11 protein-coding genes are annotated in these 16,494 nt (G+C 34.8%); 2 read left to right on the top strand and 9 right to left on the bottom strand.

Features of this window, described 5'->3' with window-relative positions:
• Positions 1 to 64 precede the first annotated feature (64 nt).
• The 7 genes from J7604_RS04135 to J7604_RS04165 form a co-directional block, all read right to left on the bottom strand.
• Complete coding sequence (locus tag J7604_RS04135) at positions 65 to 469, bottom strand: response regulator (RefSeq protein WP_028981888.1); 405 nt, start codon at positions 467 to 469, stop codon at positions 65 to 67.
• 23 nt (positions 470 to 492) lie between these two features.
• A complete protein-coding gene (locus tag J7604_RS04140; RefSeq protein WP_293891488.1) occupies positions 493 to 3,222 on the bottom strand; it encodes a PAS domain-containing sensor histidine kinase in 2,730 nt (909 codons plus the stop codon).
• A 25-nt stretch (positions 3,223 to 3,247) separates the two neighbouring features.
• Entirely contained in the window at positions 3,248 to 6,973 is a 3,726-nt protein-coding gene (locus J7604_RS04145; RefSeq protein ID WP_293891491.1) for a PAS domain S-box protein, read from the bottom strand.
• Positions 6,974 to 7,039: 66 nt separating this feature from the next.
• Positions 7,040 to 8,893 carry a LysM peptidoglycan-binding domain-containing protein gene (locus J7604_RS04150; RefSeq protein WP_293891494.1) on the bottom strand — a complete coding sequence of 618 codons (1,854 nt, stop codon included), beginning with the start codon at positions 8,891 to 8,893 and terminating at the stop codon, positions 7,040 to 7,042.
• Positions 8,890 to 9,531, bottom strand: a complete 642-nt coding sequence (locus J7604_RS04155) for an O-methyltransferase (protein WP_293891497.1) — start codon at positions 9,529 to 9,531, stop codon at positions 8,890 to 8,892. Before J7604_RS04155 ends, J7604_RS04150 begins: the two co-directional genes overlap by 4 nt.
• Positions 9,532 to 9,535: 4 nt before the next feature.
• Positions 9,536 to 10,768, bottom strand: a complete 1,233-nt coding sequence (locus J7604_RS04160) for a pitrilysin family protein (RefSeq protein WP_293891500.1) — start codon at positions 10,766 to 10,768, stop codon at positions 9,536 to 9,538.
• A gap of 40 nt (positions 10,769 to 10,808) precedes the next feature.
• Positions 10,809 to 12,350: a S8 family serine peptidase gene (locus J7604_RS04165; RefSeq protein WP_293891503.1), complete on the bottom strand. Its 1,542-nt coding sequence runs from the start codon at positions 12,348 to 12,350 to the stop codon at positions 10,809 to 10,811.
• A 40-nt stretch (positions 12,351 to 12,390) separates the two neighbouring features.
• Here J7604_RS04165 and J7604_RS04170 point away from each other — a divergent pair, with 40 nt between their 5' ends.
• Together J7604_RS04170 and J7604_RS04175 are read left to right on the top strand one after the other, a co-directional pair.
• Positions 12,391 to 13,686: an aminopeptidase P N-terminal domain-containing protein gene (locus J7604_RS04170; protein WP_293891506.1), complete on the top strand. Its 1,296-nt coding sequence runs from the start codon at positions 12,391 to 12,393 to the stop codon at positions 13,684 to 13,686.
• A gap of 132 nt (positions 13,687 to 13,818) precedes the next feature.
• Positions 13,819 to 14,691, top strand: coding sequence for a leucine-rich repeat domain-containing protein (locus J7604_RS04175; protein ID WP_293891509.1), 873 nt, complete (start codon positions 13,819 to 13,821; stop codon positions 14,689 to 14,691).
• A gap of 76 nt (positions 14,692 to 14,767) precedes the next feature.
• On the opposite strand, the gene tsf is transcribed toward J7604_RS04175, so the two are convergent.
• Both tsf and rpsB read right to left on the bottom strand, forming a co-directional pair.
• Positions 14,768 to 15,598, bottom strand: a complete 831-nt coding sequence (gene tsf, locus J7604_RS04180; RefSeq protein WP_293891512.1) for a translation elongation factor Ts — start codon at positions 15,596 to 15,598, stop codon at positions 14,768 to 14,770.
• A gap of 112 nt (positions 15,599 to 15,710) precedes the next feature.
• Positions 15,711 to 16,469 carry a 30S ribosomal protein S2 gene (rpsB, locus tag J7604_RS04185; RefSeq protein WP_028981880.1) on the bottom strand — a complete coding sequence of 253 codons (759 nt, stop codon included), beginning with the start codon at positions 16,467 to 16,469 and terminating at the stop codon, positions 15,711 to 15,713.
• Between the last annotated feature and the right edge of the window lie 25 nt (positions 16,470 to 16,494).

Here is a 16,494-nt window from a genome sequence, read left to right on the forward strand (position 1 = left end):
AGAGAAAAAGAAGAAATAAAAAAGCCTCTAAAGAGAGGCTTTTACAATAATCTTTCTTAGAATATTACAATATCGTTTTTAAATCATCCAGAGCTTCTTCGGAGAGTGGTTTAGTGATAAAATTGATCACATACTCATTATCGACAATTCTATCGATATCTCTTTTACTATCTGAACTTGAAAGGATAACTATTTTACATTTGTCTTTAACCGGATCAGGAAAGTTTTCATATTCAAAAAGGAAAACAAAACCATCAACTATCGGCATGTTAATATCAAGAAAAATCAGATCAGGCAAGACATCAAGGTTAGATTTATTGGATTCCAAAAATTCCAAAGCACTCTTCCCTGAATTTTTAACAATTATATTTTTTGCAAATCCGGTTAGCTCGATTACTCTTTTATGGATAAAATTATCTGTATCATTATCATCTACCAGCATTACAGAATTTACCTGTACCTCTTTCATAAAATCTAAATATACTTTTACTTTTAGTTTATATCATTTACCAGATTTGGGATAACAACTTTAAATGAACTTCCTTCATCAAGCTCTGAGGATACATCTATAGACCCTCCGAGTTTTTTCACTGCATTCTTTACAATATACAATCCCAATCCGGACCCGTACGAATTTTCTGAAGCTCTGTAAAACATATCAAAAATTTTATTGATATGTAAGGGATCAATTCCGCTCCCATTGTCTTCTACAACTATCTCAGCCTTCTCGTAGTCCGTCTTAATTGAAATGTTAATATAGGGAATATTATTTTCAAATCTATGGTATTTTATAGCGTTTGAAATTAAATTGTTTACAATGGTACTTAAGCGTGTAAGATCTGAGTAGAAATTTACATTTATATCAACACTCTTATTTATTCTGATTTTTTCAGCATGTTCCATGTACTTAAGATTGTTTAATGACTCTTCGAGTACTATGCTGAAATCAATAATATTTGCTTCTATATCAAGTCTGGTATTACGTGAAAAAGTGGTAAGGTCTTTTATAAATGTATCCAGACTATTTACGCTTTTACTCATCATATCAAGATACATATGCTGAGTAGAATCTTTGCTTTCAAGCTTAGCAAGTTTAATAAGTCCCATCACTGATCTCAATGGCGCCTTCAGATCATGAGAGGCTTTATAAACAAAGCTATCCAACTCAAAATTTGTATTTATTAGTTCATTTTCGGTATTCTTTCTCTTGGTAATATCATGGCAGTTAAGAACTATACCCTGGATTACAGGATCACTAAGCAAATTAACTGCAACAATTTCAACGATTTTCGAAGAGCCATTGCGGGTAAGAATCTTAAGCTCTTCTGCTGTCTGATTCTGGCCTGGGCAAGCAATCGTCTCTGATAAGAATTTAGAAATCTTATCTATTCCTTCATGATCAAAAAGATCAAATATAGTCTTGCCCACAAGACTGATATAGGTGTGTCCCAAAATACGGGCTACAGAAACACTCACATAAGATATCTTAAAATCCTCATTAAGGATCATTATAATATCGGAGGAGTTTTCAATTAACGCTCTAAACTTTTTCTCATTATCCTGAAGTATTTTTTCCAACTTCTTTCTTGCTGTAATATCTCTTATAATTCCTTGCAATAATCCTCCATCCAGCCTTGTAGCACTAAGTTCGACCGTAAATTCTGAATTGTCTTTTCTTTTACATACAAGTTCAGTAATAACAGGCTCATTATTAAATAAAGCAAAGATGAGTTCCTCTTTTACACTTTTCAGGTCTACCAAGCTTCTAACGTTCAATTTCTGAAACTCCTGATCCGTGTAGCCAAACATCTCACAGGCTTTGGCATTTACGCTCAAAATATTTCCTGACTTATCAGTAAGATAAATTCCGTCTGATGCCTGCTCCATAAGCATTTTATACTTACTCTCGCTTTCTCGTATAGCCTTTTCTGCTTCTTTTAGATCCGTTATATCAATTGAAATACTAAGCACTCCTGGCTTTGTAGCATCTTCGAAATAAAAAGGAATTTTGATAGTCTGATAGGTATAATTCCTATCAAGGAAAGTAAGAGATTCTTCGGGAATAAATTTCTCTCTCGCATTTTCAATCACCTCTCTGTCATCTTTCAGCAATTCCACAGATAATATAGGATCTATAAAATCACTGTCTTTTTTACCTACCATTTCTTCCGGAACTACTTCATATCTGTCAGCCACTGTTTTGTTGACAATAACAAACCTGCCTTCATTATCTTTTAGGAATATCGGGTGTGGCACTAAATCTATGATCTGATTAAGAATTTTGCGGCTTTCTTCTATTGTCTTTTTATCTTTAACTCTTTCAGTAATGTCTGAAATTCTTACCAGCCAGTAAGCTTTTGTACCTACCTGGATTTCAGTGATTGCTTCACTCCCCCAGAAAGTTTGACCAAAAACTGTTTTAAATTCAAGTTCCTGAACAAGGAAACGATTTTTATCAACCTTCTTTTTTAAGTTATTCCAGGCTCCGGTGCTGTTAGGATACTTCAAAAGAAAATTAAGATTATTGCCAATCAGATCTCTTCTATCCTGAATCTTAAAAATTGAGATAGCTCTTTCGTTACAATTCAAAATAATAGAACTTGAAGGATCCGCAATTAGCATGGCATCCGGAGATTCATTGAAAATGGTATTCAAAAGATTTTCCCGGATTTCAAGTCGCTTTTCTATTTCAAACCTACTGTTAAAGAAAGTGACGATAGCGACACAAAAAATTCCTATCAGGCTGGTTTTAACAAATATATCAAGATAGGAATCCAGATACAGGAATGCTGATATAAAAAAAGCAATAAAGATACAAGCCAGGTAGATCTTAAGGTGCAGACGATTCTGAAACGCCAAACAAATAATGACTATCAGTAAAATAAACTCAAGCAGGTAATTCGTTGCGAAATAATTCCTCCGGATAAGGAACAGAATATAAATGGAATAGGAAAAAATAACCAAATAATTCAAATAGGCTATCTTATCCCTATACTTCCAGATAAAAGACAGGACCAAAATGAGAATTAATCCTGAAGAAAGTACAAGCCTGATAGAAAGCGGATCAAATGCCTCCGGGTTTTCCTTTACAAATAAATACCTTAAGAGTAAAGTAAAAGCAGTTGTAAGGAATAAAATAATCCTATAAACAGAAATATCCGACTTTCTGCTTTTTATATTTCGTTCGTCTTTTGCAGTTAATATCAGATCTGCAATTTCCATCCTATTCTAAAAACTTAAAATAATACTAATAATAATTATTATTTTCCAAATTAGGAAGATTTAAGCGGAATGTTGTGCCTTTTCCAAATTGGGAAAAAACTTCAATTTTCCCATTTAATTTTTCAACAACCTGTTTTGTAATATAAAGACCTAATCCTGAGCCATAAGAGTCTTGAGAAGCTCTAAAAAACATATTAAATACTTTATTCAAATATTCTTCCCGAATACCTCTTCCATTATCCGTGATTGAAATTTCAGCTCTATCCGGAAAGGTTGTTACCGATAATTCTACAAAAGGTTTTACACTCTTATGGTTTTGATATTTAATCGCATTACTTAACAGATTCTGAAAAATAATAGCGATTCTTCTTGAATCTGAATAAAAAGGCACATTTGTCATAAAATTTTTCCTCATATCTATCTCCTCTGCCTTTTCCATATATTTCAGATTCTCTATACAATCTGCAATTGTGGCATTAAAATCAATTTTTTCAACTTCAATTTCAGTCCTGCTGTTTCGAGAAAAATCTGTTAAATCAGAAATAAAGAAATCCAGTTTATCTATACTTTTCTCAGCCAATTTAAGATAATAATTTCTTTGATCTTCATTCTCTTCAAATTTCACAAGTGAAATAAGGCCTAACACAGATCTTAGAGGTGCTCTGAGATCATGGGATGCCCTGTAAACGAAGCTATCAAGTTCAAAATTGGCCTGAATAATGGCATTTTCCGATTTTTTTCTTTGTGTAATATCTCTGGCAAACACACTAGCCCCACTGATACCATCTTTATCTGAATAAATCGGATTAAAATTGATTTCGAATGAAAGGAAATCACCCGGTATTTGCAATTCCACTGCAAAACGCTCTCCTTTCAAAGCCCTTGTATGTTGTTCCTTCCAATAATCTCGTACTTGTACAGGAAATATATCAGATAATTTATCACCAACCCGGGCTTCATAATGAAAATATTTTCTTACAAATGCCTGAAATGCATTGTTCATTGTTGTGAAATGATACTGAGTATTTACAGACCAGACTATATCACTTGTATTCTCAATGAGCGCTGTAAGCCTTGCCTGATTTTCTCTTAATGCGTCTTCTGCTCTTTTCCTATTAGTTATAACGGTAATATTCAGAAGCACATTCAAGGGTTTCCCTCCTGGATCTCTTTCTATTATTACATGACGATTGTTTATCCATTCGTAATAACCATTTTTGTGACGCAACCGATACTCTATTGAAGCACTATCAACCCCTTTAGATTTGAGGTACTTGTTCCAATGCCGGGCAACTTTATTCACATCATCAGGATGGACAATTTTTTCCCAAGCATCAGAATATATAAGATCTTCAGAGGAAAATCCGAGAATTTTGTCTCTGTTAAAATATTTAATTTTCCTTTCTTCAAGGTTTATAATGTATATGATATCCGGGGAATTTTCCGCAAGACTTCTGAATTTCCCCTCACTTGATAATAAAGCAGAAATATTCCTGTCTCTTTCAAATTCTGCCAGCAGACGTAAAGACAAAAGATTTAATATTATTTCAAGAAAAGGTAGATTTAAAAATTTCCCTTTTCTCATTAATAAAATAACTCCGATCAAATTACCGGAACTTTCTATTAAAGGTAATGCACAAAGATTTTGAATACCCGTACTATAGATTTCAGGAAATTCTTTTAATTCCTCATCATAATGAAAGAATGATGTTTCACTAAATACTTTCAACCAGAAAGGATTCTTTAAGTCATTTGAAATCGGGAATTCTGGTTGTGCTCCCCATTGACCTTTGATTATAATGTCAACATCCTCTCTCTCAACGAACAAAACCTGATCAGCTGCAAAATGCTTTCCTAGGTGTTCTGCAAGTGATGCATAAAAAGCGTTAGAGTTATTATCTTCAATGCCCTTCGAGACTTCCAGCAGAGATTCTTCCGAAATAATTCTTTCAGAAACATCATTTAATATCCCAATAAAATTTGTTAAAGTCCCATCTTTATTAAAGACTGGAGAGATAGATAATTCTTTATAGAATACTGTTCCGTCTTTTTTATAGCTTTTTACAACCGTTTTTACCGGTGCATTTTTGTCTTCGGTTATCCTTTTCAGCTCTTCCTGATTAGGATTCAGCCCCAGAAGCAATTCACTATTCCTACCCACCACTTCATAAATCGAATAACCTGTAATTGTCTCAATAGCTGTGTTTGCATAGATGACTGGATTATCAACCTGTAAAAAATCTGTTATGATAACACCGTTTTTACTATTGTCTATAGCCCTTTCAAGTAATAAGAGATATTCTTCTCTACTCTTTGATTCTGATACATCCCGCATGTTCACTACAATTCCATGAACATATGGATCATCAGTCAAATTATTGAATATGCAATCTACATATACTGTTTTCCCGCTTTCAGAAATGAATCGATGCTCAATAGAGACCTGAAGTTTGTTAGATAAAATGTCTTCAAACTTTTCAGTAAAGTTTTCCTTTTCTTCGGGATGAATAAATGACAAATATTTTTTACCACTTAATTCTCCTGCATCCATCTGTATGATTCTTCTGCTGGAGGGACTTGAGTACTTTATAATCCCAAATTCATCCAAAACCATTATGAGGTCTGATGAATTAATAAATAAAGAACGGAACCTGGCTTCTTTTTCTTCAAGAACAACTTGTGATCTTTTTCTTTCTGTAATGTCCGTTATTTTAATACAAATTCCTTGTACTACATCATTTTCAAAAACAGGAAAATAATTGACTTCTACCCAGCTTAATTCATTCTTTGCCGAAGAAAGATTATACTCCTTTTCTAATGTTAATCCCTTTTTTACTTCTTCAAAAAAAGGAATAGAAAAAAGCGACAGCCCCTTCCTTCCTAGGTCTTCAAGAGATGTACCAATTGCAACTTTAGTCTTGAGTAAATCTTCAACCCATTCAAAGGCTTTGGTATTGGCAGTTATTATTTTAGCATGAAGGTCGAACAGAAATATAAACTGATTACTATTTTCAAAAATTGCATTAAGGCTAGCAGCTGAAGAACGATAAGCTTTTCCCGTATTTGTCCTTTCGGTAGCATCTTCAAATACAGCAAGATGTATACCCGGAAGAAAATCTGCTACTCCTCTGAACTGTATATATCTGACTTCTTCTTTGCTGACTTTATATTTATAAAATCCATCAATGAATTTATTCTTCATAAATCCATTCCAGTAGCTGTTTTGATCTTCAACAGTCTGGTGAGGAAAAAGATGCTTAATATTACTATTCCTTATTGTATCTATAGATAAATTATAGATTCTTGCCGCGGCTGGGTTTGCTTCGAGTATTATACCATCATTTCCTATTAAAAAAATTCCTTCCAAAACTGAATCAAAAAGTTTGTTAAATGCCCCTTTCAGGAACCCTCCCTGTTTTTCATTCAGCCAGAAGTGAAGCATTTGATCATCGCCAGATTTGTCATAGATGAGTTCACACTCATAAAACATACCTCGCTTTCCGTATAGCGTGATAAGCACGCGGGAAGGGCTGTCCAGCAAAGTATTAAAAGAAGATATTGATTTTAAATCCTGAGAAAAAACTTCAAGGGCACTATCTTCCTTGGCCGCAAAGTAGTCTTCTCCAAACAGATCTTTTGCCTTTCTGTTAAGGTAGACTACTGAAAAAGTCCTGTCTGTAATAATTAGTGGAACAGGAGCAGATTCAAGGACAGAGGTTAAACCTTTTTTATCTAGATTTTTGATATTCAAGCTTCTTAATGAATCTTAAATCTAGAGAATTTGTACAAAACCTGCTGTTGAAGTTAAGTCAAAATATTACTTAACCTTCAAAATTTTCAATTCCTCACCAATTGAAACCGCATTATTAGTTTTGCTATTCCACTCTTGAATTTCCCTTACAGAAACACTATATTTTCTTGAAATACTGTAAAGTGTTTCTCCTTTCTCTACTTTATGAATGAAAAAATTACCTGAACCTTTGATTTCTGTATTTCCAGTTTTACGACCAGTATTGATCTCTCTGATTTTTAATTGATATCCTGGCTTTAACCCACCTTCAAGGTAGTTAAAATATTTGAGAGAATCAACAGTCGTTGAATACATTTTAGAGATTCCATATAAAGTTTGACCTGGCTCTACTATATGAATCTGATAATTTTTCTCCGTATCCAGATCGGTCGTTTTTATATAACTTTCTGTAAATATAGATTCCTCTTTGGGTTCAGGAACCTGATTTTTAATCTCAGGCTTCACCTCAGGCTTTGCATCCACAACCTTCACCTCCGGCTTTTCTTCAGTTCTTACATCTTTGTTTATCCCAGTATTATCAACCGTAGGCTTTATTGTCTCAGGAGCCTTTTCAATAACAACAGGCTTAATTTCAATAGCTGTATCTTTAGGACGTCTTTTTTTCAGCCATAACACTCGCCCAGGTTTGAGGCCATTTTCAGACAGCTTCATTCTATTTTTCCGTTTAATATCATTGACTCTTATTCCATATTGATCGGAAACATCCTGCAGGGTTTCTCCTGGCTTAACAGTATGAAACATGACAATAGCTCTACTTCTTTTAGGTTCTAGGTAGTATATCTTTCCACCTTTTACCTTGTCAAACGTATTCAAATCGTTATAGTCCAATAGCTGATGGGTTGTGATTCCACCCTGAAAGGCTAACTTGGCAAATGAATCTCCTTCTTTGGCCTTGATAACCTTAAGTCCGTTGATCTCTGATAAGATTGCAATCTCACCTACTGGTATGTTAGGAACAACTTCTTCCTGTTTTCTTCTGAATATTCTCCATCCTCCTCTTCTTTCTGCATCATCACTTTTCTTTTCATTTTGAGAAGCAATCAAAGCTTCCTGATCAGCTTTGGAAAGCAATACAACTACATAGGGTTTGTCGTCAGGTATTCTTTTGCATAAAACCCATTTATTATGGTTTAAAACATCCTCTTTCGCAATGCTTGTTTCATCCGCAATTTCTTCAAGCGACTTACGATGACAATTGGTATATTCCACAAACTTGAATGAAGGTTTGATATTTTTACCAACCTTGTCTTGATAAGCTATTTTATGAGCAAGAAATGTTCTGAAATACCAGTGGATATCACTGTCAATTTCCATTTTACGACTTCCTATGTATTTTTTATCAATATGAGACTTGACCCCACCCAGTCCGGTATTGTAGGCCACTAAAGCATACACCCAGTTATCCAGTGTCGCATTGTGTCGTTTTATATAGGTAGCTGCTCCTCTGCTTGCTGAAATAATATTCATTCTTTCATCTATATCCCGATCCACTCTTAAGCCTACTTCAATAGCTGTTTCCTTTTTAAATTGCCAATACCCAACAGCATTGGATGAAGAAACTGCATCAGGTAGCAGACTGCTTTCCTGTATGGCCAAATATTTAAAATCGTCAGGAAATCCTTCCTCTTTAAATACTTTTTCTACCAAAGGAAAATATAGATCAGCCCTATCTACTTTAATCTGTAAATATTTAGGAGTTCTACAGATACCATCTACTTCCGATTGTATAGTCTTTCTAGCCTTATCCGTAAGTCTCAGCTCCATATCGGCGAAATAAATTTTTTCTGGCACTTCAGGTATCTGACCAAGTACAAGCTGATGAATAAAAATTAACCAGACAAACAATCCTTTTTTTATCATTTTTTTCTTATCAATAAAAGTCCATCTCTTATAGGGAGCATTACATTTTCAACCCTGTCATCATTCTGAACCATGTCGTTAAAATCCATCAATGCTTTCGTATCTTTGTCCATCTTCGGGATATCTTTAAATACCTTGCCACTCCAAAGCACATTATCTGCTAATATATATCCACCTTGCTTGACCTTGTCAAATACCAGATCATAGTAATTCTGATAATTGATTTTATCAGCATCAATAAATACAAGGTCAAATTGCATCTCAAGCTCTGGAATTATCTCAAGAGCATTTCCTATTCTTTGTTCTATCTGCTTTCCCCTATCTGACTTTTCAATGAAACTACGTGCAAAAGATTCTATTTCTTCATTAACATCTATTGTAATGAGTTTCCCTTCAGGAGGTAATCCTTCGGCAAGGCATATAGCTGAATACCCAGTAAAGGTGCCTATTTCAAGCACAATAAGGGGCTTGATCATATGAGAAATCATTGAAAGAAACCGCCCCTGAATATGCCCGGAAACCATCCTTGGCATTAAAATCTTGGCATGCGTTTCCCTGTCAAGTCTCTTTAGTAATTCTGACTCAGGAGTAGAATGCTGCTCTACATATTGCTCCAGATCTTTAGAAATAAATTCCATTATTTTATTCAGGAAGGTAAGTGAGGTAACTAAACTGATCTTCATCAAAGATTTCTTCTGCAATCTCCTGTAGTTCCAGAGCAGAAGTTTTTCTGATCTTTTTGAATATCTCATTCAGATCTTCAATCTGGCCAAGGTCAAGTAAACTCTTCCCCATCATTTGCATGAAAGAAATATTGCTTTCCTCCGCCATTGCAAGTTGGCCTATCAGCTGTTCCTTGCAGGTATGCAATTGCAGACTGCCGAGCGGACTGTCTTTAAGTTTTCGTAGTTCTTTCTTTACCAGGTTAAGACTTTTTTCTACTTGTTTTTTTTCAGTTCCAAAATATATTGAAAGGTTGCCTGTGTCTACAAATGAATTGTAATTGGCTTCCACATTGTATACAAGGCCATGTTTTTCCCTCAAAGACATATTTAACCTTGAGTTCATGCTTGGTCCTCCTAAGAGGTTTATTAGCATAAAAAAGGGTAGCCTTTTTTCATCTTTTATGGAATATGCTTTATTCCCCAATATACAATGCGCTTGTTGGATTTTTTTGTTAACCACTAAGGTTTTGGGCTTGTAAGAAATAAATGGACTTCTCTTTTTCTTAACTGACCTAAGTGGAATTTCTGAAAAATACTTTTCTGCAAGCTTCTTTACTTTACTCACAGGAATATTTCCGACAGATGAAAATATGATCTTCCTGGTATCAAGATTATTTCTTAGAAAATCAATAAAATGCTTTTTCTGAAATGATTTAACAGTTTTATTCTTCCCAAGGATAGTATGAGCCAAAGAATGCTTACCATAAATGAGTTCTTCAAAATCCTCATGCACTGACTCTTCAGGAGAGTCTTCATACATGGACATTTCCTCCAAAATGACAGTCTTTTCTTTTTCTATTTCTTTCTCTGGAAAAGTAGAATTGAAGGTAATATCAGCCAATAGATCTACTGCTTTTTCGTAGTGATCATCAAGGATTGAGGCATAAAAACAGATTTTTTCCTTGGTAGTATAAGCATTTAACTCGCCCCCGAATACTTCAAGTCTGTTGATAATGTGAAAGGATTTGCGTTTTTGAGTTCCTTTGAAAGCCATATGCTCCCAAAAGTGTGCGATGCCATGTTCCTCCGGATGCTCGTCCCTGCTGCCTACATCCAAAACAAATCCGCAATGGGCTATTTTAGTATGGGATACAAATCTATGAACAACCCTGAGCCCATTGCTCAGGGTAAAAATTTCATAATCTTTCATTAAACAAATTAACTCATAAGTACTGACAAATCGAAATCAACTAGTCCCAGATGATCTCCAGCACTTCCTGACCGAAAGCAACTGTAGTTCTCGCTATGCCTGGTATTCTCTTGATTTTCAGTTTGCCTCTGTGTACAGTTCCGATTTCCTGATATTTTACAATCGTTTGATTCTTTTTATGAAATAAGACAATATCTGCATTTAGATCTTTGTCTATTTTTATCTGGACCTTAGATCCTGAAACATGTTTTTCATCAGAATGGGTTAATTTTAAATCTGGGTTTTCCATGAGAGCTATAGCTCTTGAAGCTAAAGGAACTCCATAACCTATAAAATTATTTCCATAAGGATATAAATGTCCACTTTTTTCCATTATTACTTTTAGTTCCTTATTAGATTTATTTGGATCCATTTGCATCAGACAAGCCACAAACCCTGCTACAGCAGGAGCCGAAAATGATGTACCATTAGGTGAAAAACAGCTTACATTAGGTTTCATATAACTTAAAAACTCCGGACCAATGCTGCTGTATGATATTTTATCCCAATATCTGTCTCTTGTTGCTCCTACAGATAACACACCTTCAGCATCAGCAGGAGATGATATGATTCTCCATCCAGGGTTGCTGCCTTCATTTCCGGCGGATACTACTACAAATATTCCTTTATCAGCTACTGCTGTCTGAGCTGCTTTACTTATCCTGGTGGTTTTACCATTCATTTCTTCTGGTTTGTAATTTTCCTTTGGATCATCCATGTTTATGGCATATCCCAATGAAGTATTCACCAACCTTACACCTAAACTATCCAACCATTCAATAGCTTCGACCCACTTATCTTCCTCTCCTCTATATTCTTTTGCTCCGTTTTCAGTTCTTGCAAGGTAAAAATTACTATTTACCGCAAGACCTGTCTGGGTTTTCTGCTGAGAATAATATCCGCTTATCATTTGAAGTACGGTCGTTCCGTGCGAATCAGCATCTGTAGCAGATTCACTCATTATATCCTTTCTGGAAGGATCCTGAAAATCTCTTTGTCCTTTAATTTTTTCTTCCTCAAACAAATGAACAAGGTATCTATCTGAATTAGCCTGAAGAAAGCCCGCATCTATTACCCCTATAGTAATTCCTTCACCAGTGAGATTTTTTGCTAACATAGCACCTGACTGCATCTGCATCATTGCGATATGATAGTTTTCTGGGTTTAGATTCGTTTCCGTACCTGTAATGATAATATCCCGGTTCACAGGTTCTACAGATTCAACAAAAGGCATATTTGATACCTGCTTAAACTGATCTTCGGTAAGAAATGCAGAGACTGAATTAAACCATCTTGATTTGCTTTGAATTTCTATTCCTGAATTTTTGATAGTTTTAATATATTCCGGATTAACGGGCACATCAGAATATTGGTAAAGTGCCAGATTAAATCGTTTTCTGTTTTTGATCGTTTCGGCACTTAAATACTTTTCGTAATCATAATTCTGAATATCTTTATCTTTAAAATTGACCCAGTATTTATTCTGACCAAATGAATAAACTGAGATGAAACAAAAGAATATGGTTTTTATTACTTTATTCATAAATATCAATTTTCAAAAACGATTATAAAATTACTTTAAAATGAGATACCTACCTATTGATAAAAGCCTTTTTGTAAAAAACAGATCAAATTTTGTTAGTCAACTAAGGCCCAACTCCATTGCGATATTTGTCTCTAATGATATATTTCCCACAAATGCTGACGGTACTCTCCCTTTCCGGCAAAATAACGATTTATTTTACCTCTCAGGTATAGACCAGGAAGAGACTATTCTTGTTTTATTTCCTGATGCAAAAAATGAATCTTTAAGGGAAATTCTTTTTGTCAGAGAAACAAATGATCATATTGCGACCTGGGAAGGAAATAAACTTACTAAAAAAGATGCATCGGAGGCATCAGGGATTCCCACCATATACTGGTCTTCTCAGTTTGAATCTGTATTAAACTCCATGATATTTGATTGCTCTTCGATTTATTTAAACTACAACGAACATACCAGAGCAGACAAACAGGTATTGTCAAAGGAGGAAAGATTCGCAAAATGGTGTAAAAAACAATATCCATTACACACTTACAAACGGTCAGCTCCTATCCTTCACAAACTCCGTTCAATAAAATCGGAAATAGAAATTGCTCAGATGAAAACCGCGGTGAATATTACAGAAAAAGCTTTCAGAAGGGTTTTAAATTTTGTAAAACCAGGAGTAATGGAGTACGAAATTGAAGCAGAAATTGCTTACGAATTCCTTAAAAACCGGTCACGCGGACCTGCTTATCAATCTATAATAGCCTCCGGACCTAATAGTTGCATTCTGCACTATGTTGTCAATGACCAAAAATGCAAAGATGGTGACATCTTACTAATGGACTTTGGGGCAGAATATGCCAATTATGCTGCAGACCTCACTAGAAGTATACCAGTAAATGGAAAATTTACATCCAGGCAGAAAGATGTTTACAACGCTGTTCTTAAAGTTTTGAAAGAAGCTAAAAAACTTTTGGTTTCAGGAAATAACTATAAAACCTATAATGAAACCGTTGGAAAAATAATGGAAGAAGAGTTAATAAAACTAAAACTTCTGGACACTCAGGAGGTTAAAAAACAGGATCCAGCCAATCCACTATATAGAAAATATTTTATGCACGGAATCAGTCACTATCTTGGTTTGGATGTTCACGACGTGGGAAGCAGAAATGCTACATTTGAAAATGGAATGATTTTCACTGTTGAACCAGGTATATATATTAAAGAAGAAGGATTAGGCATCCGAATTGAAAATAATATACTGATTTCAGAGAAAGGCCCGATTGATTTTATGGAAAATATTCCAATTGAAACTGACGAAATCGAAGAACTGATGAATTCCGGTAAATAATTTTTGTACCTTTGTCCGCTCCCAAAAAAATCTTCCTCTGACAATGAGGAGGAAGCGTTTTTTGTGAAAAACTTAGTGTAACCTTTGTTTAAAAGCTCAAGTACAAATCAAAAAGGAATAAAAACTACTCCTATGAAACAGTTTTTTACCGTAGGCCTTATTTTCATTCTTATAACGCTTTCCAGTTTCAATCAGCCTGATGCAAAGACTTATTATGAAAATGGTTTAGCCAGCCTTAACAGGAAAGAATATATACAAGCAATTGGAGAATTTACCAATGCAATTAGTTTAAAACCTGATTTTGCTGATGCCTATTACCATAGAGCATATGCAAAAGATCTTTTAGGCAAAAAAATGGGATTCTTTAGCTCAGAACTTTGTACAGATTTTGTCAGTGCAATGAAACTAGGCAAAGAAGATGCCGCTGCAAAACTTGAAAAAAGCTGCATGGGTGAATGTTTTGACCTGGATGGTGCATTTTTTGAGCCTGAAGTAGTTTATTGTGCGGATTTTAGCTCGAAAACTTTAACAGATCTTCCAGCTAACAGCGATCACCTGATCTACCTTGTAAAACTTAACTTCTTTAATAATAAAGCAACCACTGTCTCTGATAAATTCGGTAAACTTACAGCTCTATTATCATTAGATCTCAATAGTAACCAGATAACTACCGTGTCTCCATCGATAGGAAAACTAGTGCATCTCAAAGAGTTGAGCTTGAATAAAAATAAAATTACAACGCTTCCCTACGAATTTGGGAATCTTAAAAGTCTTAAAGTTTTAAATCTAAGACAAAACGCATTAACAGAGTTACCAAAATCTGTAGCAACTTTATCTTCTCTGGAAACCCTGGATCTTGCACTTAACAAATTGACCAGCCTTCCAATAGAAATAGCAAATTTAAAAAATCTTAAAACCCTTGTTCTAGTTGGAAATGAATTGAGCAAAAAAGAACAAGATAAGATTAAAGCATTACTCCCAAATGCTACGATTCATTTCGAATAAAAAAACTAAAAGATATGAAAATAAAAAAGTCCCGAAATTCGGGACTTTTTTATTTATTTAAAACTAAGTTTTTAAACTAGTTAACAGAAATTCTTCTGAAAGCAGAAACTGTCAGACCTTTCTGAACACCATCAAGCATCTGGCTGATTGTTTTAGAGTTGTCTTTTACGAATTCCTGGTTCAACAAAGTATTGTCTTTGTAGAATTTATTCAATTTGCCAAGAGCGATTTTCTCAAGCATAGCTTCTGCTTTTCCTTCAGCTCTTGCCTGCTCTTTACCGATCTCGATTTCTCTCTGAACAACACTTGGATCTACATCATTTTTGTCAAGAGCAATTGGTTTCATCGCAGCAATTTGCATTGCAACATCTTTACCAACTTCGGTAAAGTTTCCACCAGCTACACCTTTAAGTGCAACTAATACTCCAAGTTTAGCACCACCGTGGATATATGGGATAACCTGATCTCCAGAAACTCTCTCGTAAGAACTTACTTCTACCTTCTCACCTATCTTACCTACTAAATCAGTTATGTGCTCTTGAATTGAAAGGTTACCAGATTTTTGGCTAAGTAACTCATCAATTGATGCAGGTTTATTTTTATCAGCAACTTCAAGAATCATCGATCCAAGTTTCTGAAACTCTTCATTTTTCGCTACAAAGTCAGTTTCGCAGTTCAATGCAACAATGATTCCTTCATTGCCTTTGTCGTTTGTTTTTACAAATACGGAACCTTCTTTAGCTTCTTTATCAGATCTAGAAGCTGATACTTTTTGACCTTTTTTTCTAAGAATATCAATGGCAGCTTCAAAATCGCCATTTGCTTCAGTAAGTGCCTTTTTGCAATCCATCATTCCGGCACCTGTCATTTGTCTTAGCTTATTAACATCTGTTGCTGATATAGACATCGCTTTAAGTATGTTTAAATTTTTTATTAAGTTTTGATTGTGAACACCCTAAAAAAAATTGAACATTGAAGGAAGTCCAATGTTCAATTTTATAATTGATAAGAATCTTTAACTATTCTTCGATATCTGCTGATCTCTTAGTCTCTTCTTCCTCTTTCAGCTTTGCATCATCTTTATCTTTCTTTCTCTCAACCAGACCTTCTTCGATTGCCTGACCGATCGCCTGAGTGATAATTGCTATTGACTTGTAAGCATCATCATTTGCAGGGATTGGGAATTCAACCGTATTTGGGTCAGAGTTGGTATCAACCATTGCAAAAACTGGTATATTTAATTTTTTCGCTTCTTTGATTGCGATATGTTCTTTTTTAGCATCTACAACAAAAAGAGCAGCAGGAAGACGAGTTAACTCAGAGATACCTCCAAGTACTTTTTCCAATTTTTCTCTTTCTCTTGTGATTGTAAGTTTTTCTCTTTTAGCAAGAGCTGTATAAGACTCGTCTTTCATCAATTTATCGATAGAAGACATCTTTTTAAGAGATTTTCTTACTGTAACGAAGTTGGTTAGCATTCCGCCTAACCATCTTTCAGTAGCATAAGGCATTTTAAGTCTTTTAGCTTCTTCAGCTACTACTTCTTTTGCTTGCTTTTTAGTTGCTACGAAAAGGACTTTTCTTCCTGATCTTACAACACCTTTAATAGCAGCACAAGCATCATCAAGACAAGCAAGCGTTTTATTTAAATCGATCAAGTGGATTCCGTTTTTCTCCATGAAAATGTACGGAGCCATTTTAGGATCCCACTTTCTGGTTAAGTGACCGAAGTGAACACCTGCCTCTAATAAGTCTTTATATTCTATTTTCTTTGCCATCGTCAAATCGAGATCTGAATTTCTA

This window comes from Sporocytophaga sp., from assembly GCF_017745095.1.
GTDB lineage: Bacteria > Bacteroidota > Bacteroidia > Cytophagales > Cytophagaceae > Sporocytophaga.